The organism is Halofilum ochraceum, assembly GCF_001614315.2.
GTDB lineage: Bacteria > Pseudomonadota > Gammaproteobacteria > XJ16 > Halofilaceae > Halofilum > Halofilum ochraceum.
In genome coordinates this window covers 1-20,670 of the sequence record NZ_LVEG02000017.1, presented here as the reverse complement: position 1 = coordinate 20,670, position 20,670 = coordinate 1, and the positions used below count along the sequence as shown (strand labels likewise).

Below are 20,670 nucleotides of genomic sequence, written 5' to 3'. Positions count from 1 at the left end.
CCCATTACCCGGAGTCATCATGACGGACAGTCCGTACAAGCAGCTCGTGTACGCAAGCACCGCCACCATCGGCCGTGATCTGAGCCACCCCGAAACACAGCGCGAACTCATGAAGATCGTCAGCCACAGCCGCCGCTCCAACCCGAAGCGCGGCATCGTCGGCGTGCTGCACTTCGGTCAGGGCAAGTTCCTGCAGATCCTCGAAGGCCAGCCCGAGACGGTGGACGCGCTGTTCGACGCGATCCGCGAGGACCCGCGCAACAAAGATATCGAAGTATTGCGGGACGAGGCCCGTGACGAACTCCGGTTCGCGGCATGGAATATGAAGTTCCTGACGCTCGAAGATGAAATGGCCGCGTTCCTCAAACGCCACGGCCTGAGCGCATTCGACCCGTATCAACTCAATGACCGCATGCTCTCGGATCTGGTCGAGTTACTGGCATCCGGCCAGGACGAAGGCGCGCCCGCAACAGCCTGAACGCCACGCCCCGCACGCGCCAGCAAACAAGCAGGCCGGCTTTTGCCAAAAGGCAACAGCCGGCAACCCACTGCAGAGGATCAAACCGCAACCTGTAGGGGCGAGCTTGCTCGCGAACCGATCACACGAGTCCCGAACCCGGTGCCATCCCCAAGGCGTTACAGCAATCCCTCAAAAACCAATCTCTCGCAGAGCCGCAAAGCGCGCCGAGGGCGCCGAGAAACCATACAATCAAGAAACCCCCGCCTTCCTCCGCGCACCCTGCGCCCTCAGCGCCTCCGCGAGGAAAACCGGACAACGCCACATCAAAGCCACAACCGAACCTCACCCCCCACGCCCGGCCTCCATCGACAACCCCATAGCCCGGATCACCGCCGCCGCGAGGCAACGACCGGATACCGTGTGATACCCCGTATACGGCGTGTCGGCTTCCCCGGGCGCACCGACGATCGCGACCGCGTCCGTTCCCGTGCCCGTCGCCGTCCCGCCTCCGGCCGCAACGATCCCGTGATCGCTCAATACCGCCGCTTTCGTCTCCACGACGAGCCCCAACGCCTCCGCCCGCGCGGCCGCCGTCAAAGCAAGCGAACTCGCCGCAATGACATTGATCGTCCCCGGACCGGCGTTCTCCACCGCCGGCCCCCCGGCGCGGTGCGCGTTACTGAAGCCGACCGTCGCCAGCACCAGCCATTCGACGTCATCATGAGTCTCGCGCGCGATCCCGGCGTTCGCCGCGGCTACGCCGGTCATCAGACCCACGGTCGCACCGCGCCAGTCCTGTGCCCTCGAAATCGAAGCGAACGTACCCGCCGGATCGTCACAGGCCGCCACCACATCGGGCCCATCTACACAGAGATTTACGACCCGCTCGGCCATCACATCGCCGCCATTTACCGGTGCCGAAGAAAGAACCGGGCGGGGCTCGTCGAACAGCAGCGCATTCCACCGCAGATCACGCACATGGCGGATCCCCTCGATGCCATGTCGAGGGATTACTCCACGGCCGTCGTCAGCATCCCCCGCCACCATCGCCTCCTCCGCCACCGCCCCCGGCACCACCACCGCCGCGCGGCAGTGCCAGCGACATCCCGAGATCGAAGGCGATCGCGATCACATCAAGCCGCACCGGTGCAGTCGGGGTAATCACCATGATCGCCTGGTCCGCCAGGCTCTCCTCGATGCGCGCGACCTCACGGTGATTCGCCATTACGCGAATGTCGCCCTCCGTGCGGCCGAGAAAACCGGTATCGATCGGTCGCTCGATCACGTAACTCGTCCCGTCGCGCTGGAAAGTGCCCTTGAGGGCGGATTTGTCGTCCTGCGTGATATCGCGGATCTCGGTAACGATCCCCGAACCGGCGCGCCATACCCGCCGACGCCGATACCGGGTGAAGAACTCCGCCAGCATCTCGCCCAGCGTCCGATCCGGCGGCATCGTGAGCGTGAAAGACCGCGCGCCGAAATCGATCGAACCAAACGCCCGTCGGAAGCCCGTCTCCTCCGCGAGATGCACGGTCGCCAGCGACGTATCCCCCTGGCGCAGCACGACCCGAGAAGACCATGAAAGCCCGAACGGACCGCTGGACTCGAAGACCGCCTCAACCGGCTCCTCGATCTCCTGCGCGTACACCGGCGCTGAATCGCCCATCGCCGAACCTCCCTGTCACACGCCAACGTAGGCCGGCTTTGCGCGGCCCACGGCGATCCGCAACCCCCACACGGCCCTTCGCCGCGCAATGCCGGCATTTCCGGCGGTGAGTGCCATTACATCTCCGAACAACAGGCGCCGCCGAGAACCGGCCTACAACGCACGGTTCACGTCCGTTGCGGGACCCGGTGCTACTGACCGACCCCCACCGTATCCACCAACCACTTCCGAATGTCGCCGATCTCCTCACCACACACGGAATGGCCCATTGAATACGTATGCCATTCCGGCACGGGGCGCACCGCCCCGATCCGGTCACGCGAATACCCCGCCAGCTCCATCGGCACCACCGGATCCTGCTCGCCATGCGCCTGGAAAATCGGCGTCAGCCGATTCCCGGCACTCATCTCGTCCTCGAGCCGATCCGCGAGCAGCAGATACGCCGACAGCGCCATGATCCCGCCCAGCCGCTCCCTATGCCGCAGCCCCGCATGCAGCGCGACCGCACCACCCTGCGAAAACCCGGCCAGCACGATCCGCGCAGCCGGAACACCGAGCGCCTTCTCCCGTGCGATCAGCGCCTCGACCATTCCGGTTGAATCCAGGATGCCTTCCTCATCCTCCTTCGAAGCGAGATCCACCCCGGCAATGTCATACCAGGCCCGCATCCGCATCCCGCCGTTCACCGTCACCGGCCGCTCCGGCGCGTGCGGAAACACGAACCGCACACCATGACCCGAAGGCAAGCGCAACTCCGGCACGATCGGCTCGAAGTCGCTCCCGTCCGCGCCGAGTCCGTGCAGCCAGATCACGCTCCAGCGGTGCTCGCCGGGGGCGGGGACTTCTATGCATTCAGGGAGATTGTCACTCATAGCGCCCGGATTCTCCCCGCCGCCCGGCCTCCCCGCAAGCCGCCCGGCTGGCCACGACCGACCACGCCTGCTGGCTTCCGGAACCATCCCCATCCGGCTTCCGGGCACCTCGCTCGCTTATCCTCCTTTGCGATCCTTGGCGCACTCCGCGGCTTGGCGAGAACCCAAGCCCACGCGTGAATTGCCCCAAGGCCCCCTCACGCCAGTCCCCCGTGGGCGCATCTCTCACCGGCGTTTATACTGTGCGATCTGCCTGAATCTGCCCGGAGCGCGCGCCGTGACGCCGAGACTGCTGCTGCTCGCCTGTGTACTGGTACTCGTCGCCGGCTGCGGCCAGAAGGGCCCGCTGTACATGCCGGACGAGTCACAGGACGAGTCCACCGAAGAAACCGACGAGTAAGGGCCGCCCGATGGATCATTTCGAGTACCGCGACGGGCGCCTGTACGCCGAGTCGATCGACGTCGAATCGCTGGCGGCGCGCTTCGGGACGCCGCTGTATGTGTATTCGCGCGCGACGCTGGAGCGTCACTGGCATGCGTTCGACCGCGCGCTGGCAGGGCGCCCCCACCGGGTGTGCTATTCGGTGAAGGCGAACTCCAATCTGGCGGTGCTGGACGTGCTGGCGCGGTTGGGTTCGGGGTTCGATATCGTCTCGGTGGGCGAGCTGGAGCGTGTGCTGAAGGTCGGCGCCGCGCCGGCCGATATCGTCTTTTCCGGGGTCGGCAAGAGCGCGGCCGAGATCGAGCGCGCGCTGTTCGTCGGGATCGGCTGCTTCAATGTCGAATCGGCGGCGGAGCTGGAGCGGATCGAGTCGATCGCCGCGGGCGCGGGCAGGGTCGCGCCGATCTCGCTGCGCGTGAATCCCGATGTCGATCCGAAGACGCATCCCTACATCGCGACCGGGATGCAGACCTCGAAGTTCGGCATCGCCATCGACGCCGCGCCGCCGCTGTATCGGCACGCCGCCAACAGCGAGCATCTGCGCGTGGTCGGGATCGACTGCCATATCGGCTCGCAACTGACGGACGTCCAGCCGTTCGTCGATACGGTCGATCGGGTGCTGGCGCTGCGCGCCGAGTTGATGGCCGATGGCATCGAGATCGAACATCTGGATCTGGGTGGCGGGCTCGGGATCCCGTACCGCGACGAGCAGCCGCCGCATCCCACCGAGTGGGCGGCGGCAATCGATCGGGCGCTGGGCGACGTGGACTGCGAGATCCGGGTCGAGCCCGGGCGCGCGATCGCCGGCAACGCCGGGATCATGGTCACGCGCGTGGAGTACATGAAGCAGGCGCCGAAGAAGCGCTTCGCGATCGTCGATGCCGGCATGAATGACCTGATCCGGCCGTCGCTGTACGACGCCTGGCAGGCGATCATCCCGGTGGTCGAGCGCGACGGCGAGGCGTTGCCCTGCGATGTGGTCGGGCCGGTATGCGAGTCCGGGGATTTCCTCGGCCATGATCGGCCGCTGGCCGTGGAGGCGGGCGATCTCCTGGCGGTGCGCTCGGCGGGCGCCTACGGGTTCGTGATGGCTTCGAATTACAACACGCGGCCGAAGCCGGCCGAGGTGATGGTGGATGGCGATCGCGCGCAGCTGGTGCGGGCGCGTGAGGCGCTGGCCGATCTGTGGGTCGCGGAGAAGTGCCTGGCGCCGGAAACGGATACGGCGGCCAGTGCGGACGCGGAGTGATGCTGGAGCGTACGCCCGAACCCGAACTGATGGATGAGGCCGAGCAGGCCGCTGCCTACGCGGGGGCCGATTTCGAGGCATCGCATGGCGCGATCGTGGATGCGCTGGTCGCGCGGTTGCCGGATTTTCCCGCCACCGGGCATGTGCTGGATATCGGTTGTGGGCCCGGGGATATCTCGATTCGGGTCGCGCGGCGGTTTCCGGGCGTGCGGGTCGATGGCATTGATGGTGCCGAGGCGATGCTGGCGCCCGGGCGCGAGCGCATCGAGCGTGACGGGCTCGGTGAGCGGGTGCGGCTGTATCGGGTGATGCTGCCCGATGAGGCGCCGCCGCGGGTGGGCTACGACGCGGTGATCTCGAACAGCCTGCTGCATCATCTGCATGATCCGATGGTGTTGTGGCGAGTGGTCGCGGAAACCACGCTTTCGGGAGCGCCGGTGTTTATCGCCGATCTTGCGCGGCCTGAGGATGAGGCCGCTGTGGATGCGCTGGTGGCCGATATGGCCGCCGAGCCCGAGGTGTTGCAGCGGGATTTTCGGGCTTCGTTGCATGCGGCGTTTACCGTGGACGAGGTGCGTGGGCAGTTGCGTGCGGCGGGGCTGGATCTGGCGGTTGGTCTGATTGATGACCATCATCTGGTGGTTTGGGGGTATCGGTAGGTTTTTGGTTGGGTCGCGTCGGGTTGGGGGAGTTCTGGGCGCGGTGAGGAGTGGATGGCGCCTGGGCTTGCGAGTGTCGGACTGAAGTCCGACCTACGGTATTTGTTGGTGTGTTGCCGGGGGACGTCGGTTCGCGGGCAAGCCCGCTCCTACGGTATCGGGTCGAGTGATTACGGGAGGCGGATGACGCTGGACTTTACGAAGATGCACGGGCTGGGGAACGACTTCGTCGTGATCGACGGGGTGTCGGTGTGCGTGTGGCTGGAACACGACGTGCTGAATCGGTTGGCGGATCGTCACCGGGGCGTGGGCTGTGATCAGATCCTGCTGATCGAGCCCGCCGAGGGTGAGGGTGATTTTCGCTATCGCATCTTCAATGCCGATGGCGCCGAGGTTGAGCAGTGCGGCAATGGGGCCCGTTGTGTCGCGCGCTTCGTGCGCGATCGTGGGTTGACCGATGCCGATCGGATCAGCTTCGAGACGCTGGGCGGGATGATCCACACGCAGCTCATGCCGGATGGCCGCGTCGCCGTGGACATGGGCGTGCCGCGCTTCGAGCCGGCGGAGATCCCGTTCGATGCGCCGGCGCGCGCCGAGCGCTACCCGCTCGAGGCCGGCGGGACCGAGTGGGAGATCGGCGCGGTATCGATGGGCAATCCGCATGCGGTGCTGCGCGTCGATGACGTTGCCGCGGCGCCGGTGACCGAGCTTGGCCCCGTGATCGAGCACCATTCGCGCTTCCCGCGCCGCGTAAACGCCGGATTCATGCAGGTGATCGACCGCGATCGGATCCTGCTGCGCGTGTGGGAGCGCGGCGCCGGCGAGACCGCGGCCTGTGGCACCGGCGCCTGCGGCGCGGTGGCGGTCGGGCGGCTATGGGGCCTGCTTGACGCCAGTGTGACGGTGGCATTGCCCGGCGGTGAACTTGTGATTGACTGGGCCGGCGCGGATAATCCGTTATGGATGACCGGCGCGGCCGAAACCGCCTTCTACGGGACGCTCGCCCGATGACGACTTCGCCAGAGACCACAGCCCCGATGACCGAACTCGACGACGAGACCGTCGCCGAATATCTGCGCACGCACCCGGATTTCCTCGAACGGAATGAGGATGTGCTGGTGGCGCTGGACATACCGCACCGACCGGGGCCGGGCGCGGTCTCCCTGATCGAGCGCCAGGTGGCGACGCTGCGTGAGCGCAACGAGCGGCTGGAGCGCAAGCTCGCGGAACTCATGCGCACGGCCCGTGACAACGAGCGGGTCGGTGCCCAGCTGCTGGCACTCGGCCGCGGACTGCTTGAGGCGGAGTCGCTCGACGGCGTCCTCGCGCTGGTGCGCGACACCCTGCTGAGCGAGTTCGCCGCCGATGAGGCGGTGATCGTGCTGATCGATCACGAAGGCCCCGCCGATGGCCATTTCCTGGCCGGCGACGGCGCCGTCGCGCAGGCCTTTGCCGGCGTGCTGGAGCGCGGCGCCGCGGTCTGCGGGCGACTGAGTGACGAGCAGCAGGCCGCGCTGTTCGGCAAGCGTGCCGAACACACCGCGTCCGCGGCGGTCGCGCCGCTGCGCGCGGGCCGGGTCAGTGGCCTGATCGGGCTCGGCAGCCACGATTCCGGGCATTTCACCCCGGATATGGGGAGGCTCTTCCTGGAACAACTCGGTGAGCTGGTCTCGGCCGGCATTGCCCGCTATACGCAGTGTCCGGTGTGACGCTACAGACGGACCTCGACCGCTTCCTCGACAACCTCCGCAACGGGCGTAACGCCTCGCCCGCCACCTGCAGCGAATACGGCCGTGATCTGGCCCGCTTCCGCGCCTTCCTTGAGCACGACGCGATCGACGACTGGTCCGCCGTGACCGCCGATCATGTGCAGCGCTTTGTCGCCGCCGAGCACCGGCGTGGACTGAGTGGTCGCTCGCTGGCCCGCTCGCTGGCGGCGATCCGGGCCCTTTTCGGCTGGCTGCTGCGGGAGAACCGGGTGCGTTTCGATCCGGCCGCCGATATTCGGCCGCCACGCTCGGGGCGGCCGCTGCCGCATGCGCTGGAGGTCGAAGAGGTCGAGCGGCTGGTGAGCGTACCGGGGACGGGACCCCGCGAATGCCGGGATCGGGCCCTGCTGGAACTGTTTTACTCCTCGGGCCTGCGGCTGGCGGAACTGGCGGGGCTGGACGTAACCGGGGTCGATCTCGGGGAGGCGACGGCCCGGGTGCTCGGCAAGGGCCAGCGGGAGCGCATCGTGCCCCTGGGCGGCGCGGCGCGGAAGGCGCTCGGCGACTGGTTGCGGGCGCGTTCCGAATGGGCCGACGCCGACGAACCGGCGCTGTTCATCAGCGCGCGTGGCCAGCGGCTGTCACGGCGCGCGATCCAGGCTCGGGTCGCTCACTGGGCGCGGCGCCTGGGCCTGCCACGCAACGTGCATCCGCATATGCTGCGGCATTCCTTCGCCACGCATCTGCTGGAGTCCAGCGGGGATCTGCGCGCGGTTCAGGAGCTGCTCGGTCACGCCGATATCGCCACGACGCAGATCTATACGCACCTGGATTTCAGCCATCTGGCCGACGTCTACGAACGCGCACATCCGCGCGCGCGGCGTGGCAACGGGGGCAGTTCGGACGGCGGCGAGTAGATCGGTGGCCGCGCGACCGTGGGCCGGCTTTTGCCGTAAGGCAACAGCCGGCGTGAGCTACCCACAAGCCGTCACGAGCCTCAGCCGGCCGGCTTACTTCGCTGGCAAGCCGACCTGAGCCGGCCGCTGGTGAGTGACAGGAATCCGTCCTGCATTACGAGTGTTCGGCGAAGCGGGTATCGCCGGCGGCGTGGCGACCGCGCTCGGGGGCCGGTGTCACGGTATAGCGGCTGAAGGCCCCGGTCTCCTCGCGCAGGTTGTTCAGCACGAGCCGCAGCATCCGGTCGTGCAGGTCGAGTTCAATGATCTGGCCCTCCCGGAACATGTGGGCCGGCACCACCACCGTGGTCGGAAGCCCGCGGGCCCGGTCGGCCGGCAGGACGACCGCCGGTGCGCTCGACTCGCTGTCACGGAAGCGGGTGACGTTGCGGTTCGCGGGCTCGGCACGCACGCGGGCCGGAAGGGTCGTGCGGGACAGGGCCTCGACCCCGATCTCGAACCGCCGCTCGTCGAGGAAGCGCATGCGCCGGACGACGCCCACGCACCAGCGGCCACGCTGGTCGGGGCGGTTCGTGAGTTTGAGCGCGACCAGTTCGCCCACGGCGGCCCGGCATGAACCCGAGCCGTCCCAGATCAGGCGGAATCCGGAGGCGCTGACGTCCGCGAGCAGCCAGCGTGGCGCGAGGTTCTGGGCCTCGGAGCGCACGAGGCGCGCCTCCTCTTCGCGCGCTGCCACGTAACTGGGGGAGAGATCGCGTCCGCGCGAGACCTCGTTCCAGTTGATCCCCGGGCGTACCCCATCCAGGCGGGCGGCGTCACCCGATGAGCCCTCGCCGATGGGTTCCAGCGACCAGCCCGCGGTCTCGGCCACCGGATCCGGCTCGGCTTCCTCCGGTTCGAGCTCCATCGCGATGCGGGCGTGGATGACGTTCAGGGTGGCCTCGGCATCGACCTCAACGCCTCGCCGCGTGCGGGCGCTGCGTTGATAGTTGCCGGGCCGCCAGTTGTCGACGAGCCGCGCCAGAGCGGTCGCGCCGAGTTCGTTCTCGGCGGGTACGGGGTTGTCCTCCGGGCCCCGGTCGATGCGCTGCTGCTCGACGTGGTGCACGAGGTCGTCCACTTCGAGGATGCGCACACCGGGGCCGCTTCCGGCCTCTTCCAGCAACCGCGGTGGCTCGCCGGAATCCGTGTCGACGGCGAACCGCGGCAAGCTGTTGTCCACGTCGCTGTCCACCCCATGGAGCCGCGCCAGGTCGGCCCAACCCTCAAGCGCGCGGTAGAGCCGCCTGGCTTCGCCGCGGCGAAATCCCTGCACACCGGCGAGATCGAATAACAATATGCGTTTGAACATGGTCTCCGGCGACTGCCGTTGACGGGCGGCGAAGCGCAGCTGGTCGTTCTCGACCGCGTGCCCCGCGGCGTCCGCCGCTTCCGCCCGCCGGTAGACCCTGTTGACCCGTTCGTGGAAGCCGTCATCGAGGGTGCCGTAGGTCTGGGCTACGCGCAGCATCTGTTCGCCCAGCAGGGTGAGCGCGCGTTCGGCTGCAAGCGCCGCCGTGCGGCGGCGCAGACCGGCGGGTTCGCGCGTGAGCGCGTCCTCGTAACCGCGTGTCAGCTCGTCCAGCAGTTCCAGATCCAGGTCGAATGCGACCCGCGCCGCGACCTGGAGCGGCAGCGCCTGGGCGTGGATGCGGCCACCGAGATAGTCGAGCCCCTTGCGGGCGGTCGGGCGCATCAACTCGAGCATCCGCAGGCGCTCGCGCGGGGCCAGGTCCATGCCGTTGAGCGCGCGCGCCGCCTCCAGCAGCCGTTGGGACAATGTCCGGTGTTCCTGCCGTTCGGCGGCATCGAGCCAGCGCCGCAGCGCCCGCGGGGTATCGGGGAATCCGCTCGCGGATGAACGCGTTCGACCGACCCGTAACCAATCAAGTGCCATTGCCGTGCCTCCTGGCGCAGATCGCGAGTAGCCGCGGCTGCGTGGTATCTCCTGCAATGGCCGTGCCGACAATGTGCATGACTGGAATCCGGCGCCTGTGCTCCCTGGTGCAGGTGTGTTCCGATGGAACCGCCATGTCGGTGACTCCCCCGTGTTGTTGACCGATCGTGTGGTTCAGCTTCCTTGCCCCGGGTCCGCGCCCGTCGAGCCGCCGTGTCGTTGTTGCGCGCTGCGACCGCGCGATGGTGCGGTCTCGATTTCGTACTGACTGAACGAGCCCGTGTTCTCGCGGATCGTCGCGAGGCGAATCCGCAACAGTGTTTCCGGCAGGTCGAGTTCGAGGATATCGCCCTGGCGGAACATATGCGCCGGCACCAGCAGCGTCGCGGCGGTGTCGAGCGTCTGGCTGGCCGGCAGCATCAGGGCGGGTTCACTCGATTCGCTGCGGCGGTCACGCTTGCGGTTGGGGTTCGCCGGTTCGCGCCGCACGCGCGCCGGAGTCGCCCGCCGTGACAGGGCGTGTACGCCGATCTCGAAGCGCTCGTCGTCCAGGAACTGCATGCGGCGGATAACGCCGATCGACCAGCGATAATCGCTGTCGTCATCCGCCGCGAGGCGCAGCGCCGCCAGTTCTCCGACCGTGGCCCGCGACGAGCCGTCGCTGGCCCACCACAGGCGCCAACCGGTGGCGCTGACATCCTGCAGCAACCAGCGGGGATTCTCCGGTCGGGTCCCCTCGCGGTCGAGCCGCGCCTCGGCACGGCGGGCGGCGGCGTAGCCGCCGGAGCGATCCTGGCCGACCTCCACTTCGTCCCAGGAGGCGCCGGCGGTTCGCTCCGCCGATTCCCCGCGCTGATCTTCCGGGGCCTCGATCGTCTGCAGCGTGAGTGCGGCACCGGGCGTCTCGAGCCGATGCCGTCGTCGTTTTTTCGCTTCCTCCGGGGCGAACTCGGCCCAGAGGCGGGCGACGATCACGCTCAGCGCCACCTCCGCATCGACTTCCTCGCCCCTTTGCGCGCGCTCGCTGCGTTCATGGGTGGACGGTCGCCAGCTGTCGATCAGGCGCCGCAGCGCCGCGGCGCCGACGCGATTGCGGTCGGCGAGCGGCGAGTCGTCGGGCGGCGATTGCCGGTAAAGCGCCTCCACACGGTCGACCACCGAATCCACTTCCAGCACCCGGATGCGCGCCTCGGGCGTAACCGTCCATTCGCTCAGCGGCGAGGGGCCGCGCGCGGTTTCGAGGTCGATGGCGAAACAGGTGCCCCCTGACACGGCGCCGTCGTCGATGCCCAGGTGGGCGTCATCGGCCCAGGTGGCCAGTGCCCGGTAGATGCGCTCGGCCTCCCCGCGCCGCAGGCCCTGGGTCCCGGCGAGGGCGAACAGGAGAATGCGCCGGTAGATGCCGATCGGTGACTGCGAGGTCGGTTGTCCATCGCCCTGCGGCAGGTCAGCATCCTCGACCGCCCGGTAGGCGACCCCGGCGCGGTCGGCGATGTCGTAAATGGCATTTACGCTCTCCCAGAACGCGTCCGGTACCCGCGCGTAGATCTGCGCCGAACGCAGCATCCACTCGCCGTGCAGTGCCAGGGCCCGCTCGGCGGCCGGCGCGATCCGGCGACGACGACCATTCGGGCCTTCGGCCAGCAGTACGATGCTGTAGCCGAGGGCGCATTCGCGCAGGAGATCGATATTGAGGTCGTAGATCCGGCGCGCCCGGTCGGGCAACGGCAGCGCCTGGGACTGGATGCGGCTGGAGAGATAATCGAGGACTTCCCGGATCGCCGGGCGGAGTTCTTCCATCAGGGCGAGGCGGCGGCGCGGCGGGACCTCCAGTCGGTTCAGGGTGTGTACCCCTTCGTGGAGACGGCGGCTGCGCTCGCGGCGGTCCAGATGGGCGAGTCCCGACAGCCACTGCGAAAGGGCGCGCCTGCGCACGGGGAATCCCCCGCGCTGCGGCGGCTCACGAGGCGGGACGCCTGGTTCGAGTGCCATCGCTGGCGACCTCCTGGCCGCGCCGTTCCCGCTCTCCCCCGCCGGGCGCCGGAACACGCGTATTACCCTGCCGTGCGGCCCGGTCAATCGTGTAGACTGCCGGTCCCGTTTTTTCCCCGACCGGCACTGTAGCATGCACGGAACCACGATTGTCTGCGTCCGCCGCGATGGCGCCGTCGCCCTTGGGGGCGATGGTCAGGTCACGCTCGGCGATACCGTAATGAAGGGCAATGCCCGCAAGGTGCGTCGCCTCTACCGCAACCGCGTCCTGGCGGGCTTCGCCGGCGGCACGGCCGATGCCTTCACGCTGTTCGAGCGCTTCGAGACCAAGCTCGAGGAACACAGCGGCCATCTCACCCGTGCGGCGGTCGAGCTCGCGAAGGACTGGCGCACGGACCGGATGCTGCGCCGCCTCGAGGCGCTGTTGGCCGTGGCCGATCACGAGCAGTCGCTGATGATCTCCGGCAACGGGGATGTCATCGAGCCCGAGCAGGGCCTGATCGCGATGGGTTCCGGTGGCCCTTACGCGCAGGCGGCGGCCCGCGCACTGCTCGACAACACTGAGCTCGATGCGCACACGATCTGCGAGCGTTCGCTGGAGATCGCCGGCGATATCTGTATTTACACGAATCACCAGCGCACGATCGAGACGCTGGAGGCCTGACGTCCATGTCGCAGATGACCCCGAAGGAAATCGTCGCCGAACTCGACCACCACATCGTCGGCCAGGACGACGCCAAGCGCGCGGTGGCGATCGCGCTGCGCAACCGCTGGCGGCGGCAGCAGGTGGATGAGCCCCTGCGTCAGGAGATCACGCCCAAAAATATCCTGATGATCGGGCCGACGGGTGTCGGCAAGACCGAGATCGCGCGCCGTCTGGCACGCCTGGCGCAGGCGCCGTTTACCAAGATCGAGGCGACCAAGTTCACCGAAGTCGGCTACGTCGGGCGCGATGTGGAGTCGATCATCCGCGATCTGGTCGATGTCGCGCTCAAACAGCTGCGTGAGCGCGAGATCGAGCGCCTGCGCCCGAAGGCCGAAGAGGCCGCCGAGGACCGCGTGCTCGATGCGCTGCTGCCGCAGCCGCGCCAGCAGGGTGGCTGGGAGCAGGATCAGCCGAAACCCCAGGGGTCGGAGACGCGCGAGAAGTTCCGCAAGAAGCTGCGTGCAGGTGAACTCGATGAGCGCGAGATCGAGATCGACGTCAGCGGCGGCGGGCAGGGCGTCGACATCATGTCGCCGCCCGGCATGGAGGAGATGACCCAGCAGCTGCAGGGCATGTTCCGCCAGCTCGGGGGCGGCCGCTCCCAGCGCCGGAAAATGACCGTGCGTGACGCGCTGCGCCAGCTCATCGACGAGGAGGCCGACAAGCTGATCGACGAGGAGGACCTCAAGGCGCGCTCCATCCAGCTGGTCGAGGAAAACGGCATCGTCTTCCTCGACGAGCTCGACAAGATCACGCGCCGCGGCGAGCAGGGCGGCAGCGGCGGCGATGTCTCCCGCGAGGGCGTGCAGCGCGACCTGTTGCCGCTGATCGAGGGCAGTACCGTGTCCAGCAAGTACGGCATGGTCCGCACTGATCACATCCTGTTCATCGCCTCGGGCGCATTCCACGTCGCGCGGCCCTCGGACCTGATCCCGGAACTGCAGGGGCGCCTGCCCATCCGGGTAGAGCTGGCCGCGCTCACGACCGAGGACTTTGTCCGCATCCTGACTGAGCCGGATGCCTCGCTGACGGCGCAGTACAGCGCGCTGCTGCAGACCGAGGGCATCGAGCTGACGCTCAAGCCCGACGCCGTCCGCCGGATCGCCGAGATCGCCTGGCAGGTCAACGAGCGGACCGAGAACATCGGTGCACGCCGCCTGCACACCCTGATGGAGCGTCTGCTCGAGCGCCTGTCGTACGAGGCACCGGATCGCAGCGGGGAGTCGATCGAGATCGATGCGGCCTACGTCGACGAACAGCTGGCCGAACTGGTCGGCGACGACGATCTGTCGCGTTATATTCTGTAACCACGCAATGACCCCGGACCGTAGCCCGGATGCAGCGCAGCGGAATCCGGGGACGCGGTGCGCGGGTTGCGCCGAAGCCCCGGGCCGCACCGGGCGACGGCATGCCCGCACCCAACGGAGGCCCAATGGCGGTACCCAAGCCCACCGATATCACGCTCCATAAGCAGTCGCGCGAACTCGAAGTCGCGTTCGAGGACGGCTTCCAGAAACGCCTGAGCTGCGAATACCTGCGCGTGTTCTCGCCCTCGGCCGAGGTACAGGGCCATGGCCCCGGGCAGGAGGTCCTCGTGTTCGGCAAAGAGCACGTGAACATCGAGCGGATCGACCCGGTCGGGAACTACGCCGTTCGGCTGGTGTTCGATGATGGCCACGACACGGGCATCTATACGTGGGAGCACCTCTACACGCTCGCCGCGCAGTTCGAGGAGAACTGGCAGAGCTATCTGGCGCGTCTGGAGGAAGCCGGTGTCCAGCGACAGACCTGACGATCCCGGCGATCGCGATAGCGAAGGAACCACGCACTTCGGCTATCGCGAGGTCCCGGTGGGCGAGAAGTCCGCCCGCGTGGGAGCCGTGTTCGACTCGGTCGCGTCCCGTTATGACCTGATGAATGACCTGATGTCGGGCGGCATGCACCGGCTGTGGAAACGCTTCGCGCTGGCGCGCGCCCGGGTTCGGCCCGGTGAGCGGGCGCTGGATCTCGCTACCGGTTCCGGTGATCTGGCCGCGGGCCTTGCCCGCGCCATGGGCGAGCGCGGCTACCTGGTCGCCTCCGATATCAATGCCAGCATGCTCGGGCGTGGCCGCGATCGCCTGATCGACGAAGGCGTCGGCACCCGCATGGGCTTCGTCCAGGCCGATGCCCAGTACCTGCCGTTCCCGGATCGCCACTTCCACTGTGTGACCATCGGCTTCGGCCTGCGCAACGTCACGGATCAGGCGCGCGCGCTCGCCGAGATGACGCGCGTGCTGCGGCCCGGTGGGCGCCTGGTCATACTCGAATTCTCGCGGCCGGCGGGGGCATGGTTCCGCCGGCTGTACGACACGTACTCGTTCAGCGTGCTGCCCCAGCTCGGCCAGTGGGTGGCCGGCGACGCCGACAGCTATCGCTACCTCGCCGAGTCGATCCGCATGCATCCGGATCAGCCGACGCTCAAGGGCATGATGGAAACCGCGGGCCTCGTCCACTGCAGCTGGAACAATCTCACCGGCGGTGTGGTGGCGGTGCACACGGGGTACCGCGCGTGACCACCGCGGTCCGCAACGCCGGCTTCTGGCGCCGCGCGGCCGCCTTCGGCGTCGATGCCCTGTGGCTGTTCTCCCTGACCGGTGTGATCGCGATCGCTCTGACCGGACAGCCTTGGCCCGCTTTCGGGGATCCCGGCTCGCTCGCAACGCTTGCGGCGTTGATCCGTGAACTGTTGCCGGCGGTGGTCTGCATCGTCGGCTGGGGCCGGTTCGGTCGCACGCCCGGCAAGCTCCTTCTCGATCTGCGGGTGGTCAACGCCCGCACCGGTGAGCCGCCGGGCTATCTGCGCGCGCTCGTTCGTTACATCGGCTATTTCGTGTCGGCGCTGCCGCTGGGACTCGGGTTTCTCTGGATCGTCTTCGACCGCCAGTGCCAGGGGCTGCACGACAAGATCGCGGGCACACGCGTGGTCATGGTCGAAGATTCGGAGATCCTCGATATCGAACCGGCGAGCGTCGTATGACCCTGGTCGGCCGCATCTGCAGGGCCGTCGAGCCGGTGTTCGAGGGCGCGCTGGCGCTCGACGCCGCGGCACGCGCGCGGGTCGAGCGCCTCGAGGGCAAGGGGCTCGAGATCCACGTCACCGGCCTGGACTGGCATATCCATCTGGTGCCGGCGGCAGGGCGTCTGCTCCTTACGGACGATCCGGAGGTGCCGCCGGCGGCCCGCATCGGTGGGCCGCCGGCCTCGCTCGCGGCGCTTGCCACCACCGGCGGCACCCGGGTCCTGTTCGGCGGCAGCCTGCACGTGAGCGGTGACGTCCAGGTCGCGAAGGCCTACAAGCGCCTGTTCGACACCCTCGATCCCGACTGGGAAGAGGCACTGGGGCGCGTGATGGGCGATATCCCCGCGCACGAGACCGCCCGCATGCTGCGCGCCGCCGGCACGCGCGCCGCGCGGATCAGTGCCGATCGGCGTACGGACCTGCGGGCCTGGCTGGTCGATGAAATCGAGGCGTTGCCGGCGCGTGGTGAGGTCGATGACTGGATGGATGCCGTCGACCGTCTGCGCGCCGATGCCGATCGCCTGGCCGCCCGCGTGAACCGGCTCGAGCGCCAGGGGCGCGAGGACCCATGATCCGCGTCACCCAGATGCTGCGGGTGATCCACATCCAGTGGATCCTGTTGCGCCACGGGCTCGACGAGATCATCTGGGCCACCCAGGTGTTCCGGCCCATACGCTTCCTGTATTACCTGACGCCCGGTGCCTGGCTGCGTCTCGATACGCGCCGTCAGCCCCGCGGTGTCCGTATCCGGTCGGCGCTCGAGGATCTGGGGCCGATCTTCGTCAAGTTCGGCCAGATGTTGTCCACGCGCCGCGACCTGCTGCCGGACGACATCGCCACCGAACTGGCCCGGCTGCAGGACCACGTGCCGCCGTTTCCGTCCAGCGAGGCGCGCGCCGCCATCGAGGCCTCGCTGGGCCATCCGGTGGGTGAGCTGTTCAGCCGCTTCGACGCCGATCCCATGGCCTCGGCCTCGATCGCCCAGGTCCACGGGGCCCGTCTGATCGATGGCCGCGAGGTCGTGGTCAAGGTGCTGCGCCCCGGGGTCGAGCGGCGCATCCGGCGTGATGTGGGCCTTATGTACATCGTCGCCGGACTCGCGGCCCGCTTCTGGAGCGAGGGCCATCGGCTGCGCCCGCGCGAGGTCGTCGCCGAGTTCGAAAAGACCCTGATCGACGAACTCGACCTGGTGCGCGAGGGCGCTAACGCGCAGCAGTTGCGGCGCAATTTCGCGGGCTCGAAGATCATGTACGTGCCCGAGGTCTACTGGCCGTACACGCATACCGATGTGCTGGTGCTCGAGCGCATCGGCGGCATCCCGATCAGCCACGTCGAGACGCTCCGCGCCCATGGCGTTGATCTGCGCGTGCTGGCCGAGCGTGGTGTGGAGATCTTCTTCTCGCAGGTGTTCCGCGACAACTTCTTCCACGCCGACATGCACCCCGGCAACATCTTCGTCGAGTGGGACGATCCGGGCAATCCGCGCTACATTGGGGTCGACTTCGGTATCGTCGGCACGCTCGCGCCGCAGGACCAGCGCTACCTCGCCGAGAATTTCCTCGCATTCTTCCGCCGCGACTATCGCCGGGTGGCCGAACTGCATGTCGATTCCGGTTGGGTGCCCGCGCATACACGCGTGGATGAGTTCGAGGCCTCGATCCGCAGCGTCTGTGAACCCATCTTCGAGCGCCCGCTCAAGGACATCTCCTTCGGCCAGCTGCTCATGCGCCTGTTCCAGACCGCGCGGCGCTTCGAGATGGAGGTGCAGCCGCAGCTCGTGCTGCTGCAGAAGACGCTGCTCAACATCGAGGGCCTGGGCCGCGATCTCTACCCGGATCTCGATCTGTGGACCACGGCCAAGCCGTTCCTCGAGCAGTGGATGAAGCGTCAGGTCGGCCCGAAGGCCACGCTGCGCCATCTGCGGGACCGGTTGCCCGAATGGGGCGAGCAGTTGCCCCAGCTGCCGGGTCTCGCGCACGACGTCCTCACGCGCGCCCGCAATGGCAAGCTCGAGGTGCACTGGAAGAGCGACCAGCTGCACCGGCTGCACCGCGAAATGCGCCGCCAGCACCGCGCCACGCGCCGCGGGATCGCCGGCGGCGCCCTCACCGTCGCCGCCGCCATCGTCTACAGCGCCGCGCCCGTGGCACCGGTTGCCCTGGCCGGGGTCGGGTTGCCCATATGGATTCTTGGTGTCGGCGGCATCAGTCTGTTGATCAGTGCCGTGGCCGTGCGGTAACGCTGTCCGTTTCTCACGCAGAGGCGCAGGGCACGCCAAGGGCGCAGAGAAGGGCTAAGAAGCAGCAGCGCATAGGCAGGGTTGGCATATGTGCTCGCCGGCGAAGGCACGTAGGCGCGTTTTCGCCGAAGGCGAACGCGCGCTTCGCGGGTACGGCGACGAGGTCATCGACAAAGGGCGAACCCGCCCCGGCGTGCTGCGCGCATTCGAGCGGCGCTCAGCCGCGCCGCTCGAAGACGCGCCTACGTTTGATGTCGGGTTAAAACCCGACCCACGGCCTTTTGCATCTTTCGCTTTTCTCCGCGCCCCTGGCGTGCCCTGCGCCTCTGCGTGAGAAACAGACAACGCTCAAATGGCCACGGCCACTGACTCCCAAACCCCCACCCGGATACAATAGGACAATGGACGTCACCCCGATCATCGACCCCCTCAACGAACGCCAGCGCGAGGCCGTTACGGCCCCGGCGGGCAAGCCCCTGCTCGTGCTCGCGGGCGCCGGTTCCGGCAAGACGCGCGTTCTGGTGCATCGCATCGCCTGGCTGCAGGCGGTGGAGGGCATGTCCTCGCATTCGATCCTCGCCGTGACCTTCACCAACAAGGCGGCGCGCGAGATGCGCGGGCGCGTGGAGTCGCTGGTCGGGGCAACGGCGGGGGCGATGTGGGTCGGGACCTTCCACGGCCTGTCGCATCGCCTGCTGCGCGCGCACTGGCGCGAGGCGGGGCTGCCGCAGGGCTTCCAGATCCTCGATGCCGACGATCAGCTGCGTCTGATCCGCCGTGTGCTGCGCAATCTGGAGCTGGACGACAGCAAGTGGCCACCGAAGCAGGCGATGGGCTTCATCAACGGCAACAAGGACGAGGGCCGCCGGCCCGAGCATCTCGGCGACACGGTCGATCCGGTGCAGGAACAGCTGGTGCGGATCTATGCGGCCTACGAGCAGTCCCGGAAGACCGCGGGCGCCGTCGATTTCGCCGAGCTGCTGCTGCTGGCGCTGGAGACGCTGCGCGACAACCCGCAACTGCTCGATCACTACCGCAGCCGCTTCCGCCATCTGCTGGTGGATGAGTTTCAGGACACCAACACCATCCAGTACGCCTGGCTGCGCCTGTTGGTCGGCGATCGCGGCTGCGTGACCGCCGTTGGCGACGACGACCAGTCGATCTACGGCTGGCGCGGCGCACGGGTGGAGAATATCCAGAAGTTCTCGAAGGACTATCCGGGGACGACCACTGTCCGCCTCGAACAGAACTACCGCTCGACCGGTACCGTTCTGGCCGCCGCGAACGCGCTGATCGCGAACAACAGCGGGCGCCTCGGCAAGAATCTGTGGACGGCCGATGTCGAGGGTGAGGCGATCGCGTATTACACCGCCTACAACGAGACCGATGAGGCGCGGTTCGTTGCCGACCGCGTCGAGGCGTGGATCGACGAAGGCGGCACGCGGGCCGAGTGCGGCGTGCTCTATCGCTCCAATGCCCAGTCGCGCGCGCTGGAACAGGAGTTCATCAGCCGCGGCATGCCGTACCGGGTTTATGGTGGCCAGCGCTTCTTCGAGCGCGCCGAGATCAAGGACGCGCTGGCGTATCTGCGCCTGATCGCCAACCGTGACGACGATGTCTCATTCGAGCGCGTGGTCAACCAGCCCACGCGCGGCGTCGGCGAGAAAACGCTGTCGCAGCTGCGGGCGGCGGCCCGTGCCGCCGGCAGCTCGTTGTGGCGCGCGGCGCGCCAGGCGCTCGATGAACGCATGCTCTCCGGCCGGGCGGCGACCGCCGTCGGCGGTTTTCTGGAACTGGTCGACGGTATCGCGGAGAAGGCGGCCGAGCGTGATCTCGAGGCGATTGTCGAACACGCCGTCCACGCCAGCGGGCTGATCGATCACTTCAGCCGCGATCGCAGCGAGAAAGGCCAGGCCCGGGTGGAGAACCTGGAAGAGCTGATCACCGCCGCTCGCACGTTCACGCCGCCGCCGGATGAGGAGACGGCGGAGCAGAGCCCGCTGGAGACCTTCCTCGCGCACGCGGCGCTGGAAGCCGGCGAGGGTCAGGGCGACGCCTGGGAAGACTGCGTGCAGATGATGACGCTGCACTCGGCCAAGGGGCTGGAGTTTCCGGTCGTGTTCCTGGTGGGTCTCGAGGAAGGGCTGTTCCCGCACCAGCGCTCGCTGGAGGAAAGCGGTCGTCTCGAGGAAGAGCGGCGCCTCGCCTACGTCGGCATCACGCGCGCCCAGCAGCGCCTGTTCATCACCAGCGCCGAGCAGCGGCGGCTGTATGGCCGTGAGGTGTTCGGTGTGCCGTCACGCTTCGTCGGCGAACTCCCGGGCGAGCTCGTGGACGAGGTACGCCCGCGCGCCCAGGGGCAGCCGATGGGGATGCCGCCGTCCGCCGCGGCCGGGCGCTTCGCGGCCGAGGAGGAGGTGCCCGAAGGGGTGCCCAGCATGGGCCAGCGCGTGCGGCATCCGAAGTTCGGCGAGGGCACGGTGCTCGATTTCGAGGGCAACGGCGCCCACGCCCGAGTACAGGTCAACTTCGCCGACGCCGGCAGCAAGTGGCTCGTACTCGCCTACGCCCGCCTGGAAACCGTCCCGTAGGCGCGTTTTCGGCGAAGCCGAGCGCGCGCGGGTGGAAATGCATCGGCGCCTATGCACGCGGGTGGGCAGTCTCGGGGTATTCGCGCGCTGGGGTTCCCGATCCCGATCGCGGGTACATTCGCGAGCAAGCTCGCTCCTACATGAATCCTGTGACCGCGTCGCGAATGCACC

Annotated in this window: 20 protein-coding genes; 15 read left to right on the top strand and 5 right to left on the bottom strand. The window is 67.9% G+C overall.

Going from position 1 to position 20,670, the window contains the following annotated elements:
• Window positions 1–19: 19 nt before the first annotated feature.
• The gene (locus A0W70_RS13425) at window positions 20–478 is read left to right on the top strand and encodes a BLUF domain-containing protein (protein ID WP_070989477.1); all 459 of its coding nucleotides are present in this window, start codon (window positions 20–22) and stop codon (window positions 476–478) included.
• A gap of 324 nt (window positions 479–802) precedes the next feature.
• Here A0W70_RS13425 and A0W70_RS13420 read toward each other — a convergent pair whose 3' ends face one another.
• From A0W70_RS13420 to A0W70_RS13410, 3 genes are all read right to left on the bottom strand, one after another.
• A complete protein-coding gene (locus A0W70_RS13420; protein WP_139150880.1) occupies window positions 803–1,507 on the bottom strand; it encodes an adenosylcobinamide amidohydrolase in 705 nt (234 codons plus the stop codon).
• On the bottom strand, window positions 1,488–2,126 hold the full coding sequence (locus A0W70_RS13415) for a hypothetical protein (RefSeq protein WP_070989473.1): 639 nt from the start codon (window positions 2,124–2,126) through the stop codon (window positions 1,488–1,490). The genes A0W70_RS13420 and A0W70_RS13415 overlap by 20 nt, the downstream gene beginning before the upstream one ends.
• A 191-nt stretch (window positions 2,127–2,317) precedes the next feature.
• A complete protein-coding gene (locus tag A0W70_RS13410) occupies window positions 2,318–2,998 on the bottom strand; it encodes an alpha/beta hydrolase (protein ID WP_070989471.1) in 681 nt (226 codons plus the stop codon).
• A 277-nt stretch (window positions 2,999–3,275) separates the two neighbouring features.
• Between A0W70_RS13410 and lptM the strand changes: the two genes are divergently transcribed.
• The 6 genes from lptM to xerC all read left to right on the top strand — a co-directional run bounded on the left by lptM (window position 3,276) and on the right by xerC (window position 7,974).
• Window positions 3,276–3,398: an LPS translocon maturation chaperone LptM gene (gene lptM / locus A0W70_RS17190; RefSeq protein WP_245675889.1), complete on the top strand. Its 123-nt coding sequence runs from the start codon at window positions 3,276–3,278 to the stop codon at window positions 3,396–3,398.
• A 10-nt stretch (window positions 3,399–3,408) separates the two neighbouring features.
• Window positions 3,409–4,689, top strand: coding sequence for a diaminopimelate decarboxylase (gene lysA / locus A0W70_RS13405; RefSeq protein WP_070989469.1), 1,281 nt, complete (start codon window positions 3,409–3,411; stop codon window positions 4,687–4,689).
• Window positions 4,689–5,348, top strand: coding sequence for a class I SAM-dependent methyltransferase (locus A0W70_RS13400; RefSeq protein ID WP_070989467.1), 660 nt, complete (start codon window positions 4,689–4,691; stop codon window positions 5,346–5,348). The genes lysA and A0W70_RS13400 overlap by 1 nt, the downstream gene beginning before the upstream one ends.
• A gap of 183 nt (window positions 5,349–5,531) precedes the next feature.
• Complete coding sequence (dapF, locus tag A0W70_RS13395; RefSeq protein WP_070989465.1) at window positions 5,532–6,359, top strand: diaminopimelate epimerase; 828 nt, start codon at window positions 5,532–5,534, stop codon at window positions 6,357–6,359.
• On the top strand, window positions 6,356–7,057 hold the full coding sequence (locus A0W70_RS13390; RefSeq protein WP_070989463.1) for a DUF484 family protein: 702 nt from the start codon (window positions 6,356–6,358) through the stop codon (window positions 7,055–7,057). The genes dapF and A0W70_RS13390 overlap by 4 nt, the downstream gene beginning before the upstream one ends.
• A complete protein-coding gene (gene xerC, locus A0W70_RS13385) occupies window positions 7,054–7,974 on the top strand; it encodes a tyrosine recombinase XerC (RefSeq protein WP_070989708.1) in 921 nt (306 codons plus the stop codon). Before A0W70_RS13390 ends, xerC begins: the two co-directional genes overlap by 4 nt.
• Window positions 7,975–8,128: 154 nt before the next feature.
• On the opposite strand, the gene A0W70_RS13380 is transcribed toward xerC, so the two are convergent.
• A complete protein-coding gene (locus tag A0W70_RS13380) occupies window positions 8,129–9,910 on the bottom strand; it encodes a hypothetical protein (protein WP_070989461.1) in 1,782 nt (593 codons plus the stop codon).
• 174 nt (window positions 9,911–10,084) lie between these two features.
• Window positions 10,085–11,902: a hypothetical protein gene (locus tag A0W70_RS13375; RefSeq protein ID WP_139150878.1), complete on the bottom strand. Its 1,818-nt coding sequence runs from the start codon at window positions 11,900–11,902 to the stop codon at window positions 10,085–10,087.
• Window positions 11,903–12,035: 133 nt separating this feature from the next.
• Here A0W70_RS13375 and hslV point away from each other — a divergent pair, with 133 nt between their 5' ends.
• The 8 genes from hslV to uvrD all read left to right on the top strand — a co-directional run bounded on the left by hslV (window position 12,036) and on the right by uvrD (window position 20,499).
• On the top strand, window positions 12,036–12,566 hold the full coding sequence (gene hslV / locus A0W70_RS13370; RefSeq protein WP_070989457.1) for an ATP-dependent protease subunit HslV: 531 nt from the start codon (window positions 12,036–12,038) through the stop codon (window positions 12,564–12,566).
• A gap of 5 nt (window positions 12,567–12,571) precedes the next feature.
• Window positions 12,572–13,915: an ATP-dependent protease ATPase subunit HslU gene (gene hslU / locus A0W70_RS13365; protein WP_070989455.1), complete on the top strand. Its 1,344-nt coding sequence runs from the start codon at window positions 12,572–12,574 to the stop codon at window positions 13,913–13,915.
• Between the two features lie 125 nt (window positions 13,916–14,040).
• Window positions 14,041–14,400: a gamma-butyrobetaine hydroxylase family protein gene (locus A0W70_RS13360; RefSeq protein WP_070989453.1), complete on the top strand. Its 360-nt coding sequence runs from the start codon at window positions 14,041–14,043 to the stop codon at window positions 14,398–14,400.
• A complete protein-coding gene (gene ubiE, locus A0W70_RS13355; RefSeq protein WP_070989451.1) occupies window positions 14,381–15,163 on the top strand; it encodes a bifunctional demethylmenaquinone methyltransferase/2-methoxy-6-polyprenyl-1,4-benzoquinol methylase UbiE in 783 nt (260 codons plus the stop codon). Before A0W70_RS13360 ends, ubiE begins: the two co-directional genes overlap by 20 nt.
• Window positions 15,160–15,627: an RDD family protein gene (locus A0W70_RS13350; RefSeq protein ID WP_070989449.1), complete on the top strand. Its 468-nt coding sequence runs from the start codon at window positions 15,160–15,162 to the stop codon at window positions 15,625–15,627. The genes ubiE and A0W70_RS13350 overlap by 4 nt, the downstream gene beginning before the upstream one ends.
• Complete coding sequence (locus A0W70_RS13345; RefSeq protein WP_070989447.1) at window positions 15,624–16,241, top strand: ubiquinone biosynthesis accessory factor UbiJ; 618 nt, start codon at window positions 15,624–15,626, stop codon at window positions 16,239–16,241. Before A0W70_RS13350 ends, A0W70_RS13345 begins: the two co-directional genes overlap by 4 nt.
• Entirely contained in the window at window positions 16,238–17,908 is a 1,671-nt protein-coding gene (gene ubiB / locus A0W70_RS13340; RefSeq protein WP_070989445.1) for a ubiquinone biosynthesis regulatory protein kinase UbiB, read from the top strand. Before A0W70_RS13345 ends, ubiB begins: the two co-directional genes overlap by 4 nt.
• A gap of 401 nt (window positions 17,909–18,309) precedes the next feature.
• Window positions 18,310–20,499, top strand: coding sequence for a DNA helicase II (uvrD, locus tag A0W70_RS13335; RefSeq protein ID WP_070989443.1), 2,190 nt, complete (start codon window positions 18,310–18,312; stop codon window positions 20,497–20,499).
• Window positions 20,500–20,670 lie beyond the last annotated feature (171 nt).

Bases quoted from the DNA above. Each gene is read 5' to 3' on its own strand.
- A0W70_RS13390 (WP_070989463.1), top strand. From the start codon at position 6,356: ATGACGACTTCGCCAGAGACCACAGCCCCGATGACCGAACTCGACGAC.
- A0W70_RS13415 (WP_070989473.1), bottom strand. From the start codon at position 2,126: ATGGGCGATTCAGCGCCGGTGTACGCGCAGGAGATCGAGGAGCCGGTT.
- hslU (WP_070989455.1), top strand. From the start codon at position 12,572: ATGTCGCAGATGACCCCGAAGGAAATCGTCGCCGAACTCGACCACCAC.
- A0W70_RS13425 (WP_070989477.1), top strand. From the start codon at position 20: ATGACGGACAGTCCGTACAAGCAGCTCGTGTACGCAAGCACCGCCACC.
- hslV (WP_070989457.1), top strand. From the start codon at position 12,036: ATGCACGGAACCACGATTGTCTGCGTCCGCCGCGATGGCGCCGTCGCC.
- uvrD (WP_070989443.1), top strand. From the start codon at position 18,310: ATGGACGTCACCCCGATCATCGACCCCCTCAACGAACGCCAGCGCGAG.
- A0W70_RS13360 (WP_070989453.1), top strand. From the start codon at position 14,041: ATGGCGGTACCCAAGCCCACCGATATCACGCTCCATAAGCAGTCGCGC.
- A0W70_RS13400 (WP_070989467.1), top strand. From the start codon at position 4,689: ATGCTGGAGCGTACGCCCGAACCCGAACTGATGGATGAGGCCGAGCAG.
- dapF (WP_070989465.1), top strand. From the start codon at position 5,532: ATGACGCTGGACTTTACGAAGATGCACGGGCTGGGGAACGACTTCGTC.
- A0W70_RS13375 (WP_139150878.1), bottom strand. From the start codon at position 11,902: ATGGCACTCGAACCAGGCGTCCCGCCTCGTGAGCCGCCGCAGCGCGGG.
- A0W70_RS13345 (WP_070989447.1), top strand. From the start codon at position 15,624: ATGACCCTGGTCGGCCGCATCTGCAGGGCCGTCGAGCCGGTGTTCGAG.
- ubiB (WP_070989445.1), top strand. From the start codon at position 16,238: ATGATCCGCGTCACCCAGATGCTGCGGGTGATCCACATCCAGTGGATC.
- A0W70_RS13380 (WP_070989461.1), bottom strand. From the start codon at position 9,910: ATGGCACTTGATTGGTTACGGGTCGGTCGAACGCGTTCATCCGCGAGC.
- A0W70_RS13420 (WP_139150880.1), bottom strand. From the start codon at position 1,507: ATGGTGGCGGGGGATGCTGACGACGGCCGTGGAGTAATCCCTCGACAT.
- A0W70_RS13410 (WP_070989471.1), bottom strand. From the start codon at position 2,998: ATGAGTGACAATCTCCCTGAATGCATAGAAGTCCCCGCCCCCGGCGAG.
- lysA (WP_070989469.1), top strand. From the start codon at position 3,409: ATGGATCATTTCGAGTACCGCGACGGGCGCCTGTACGCCGAGTCGATC.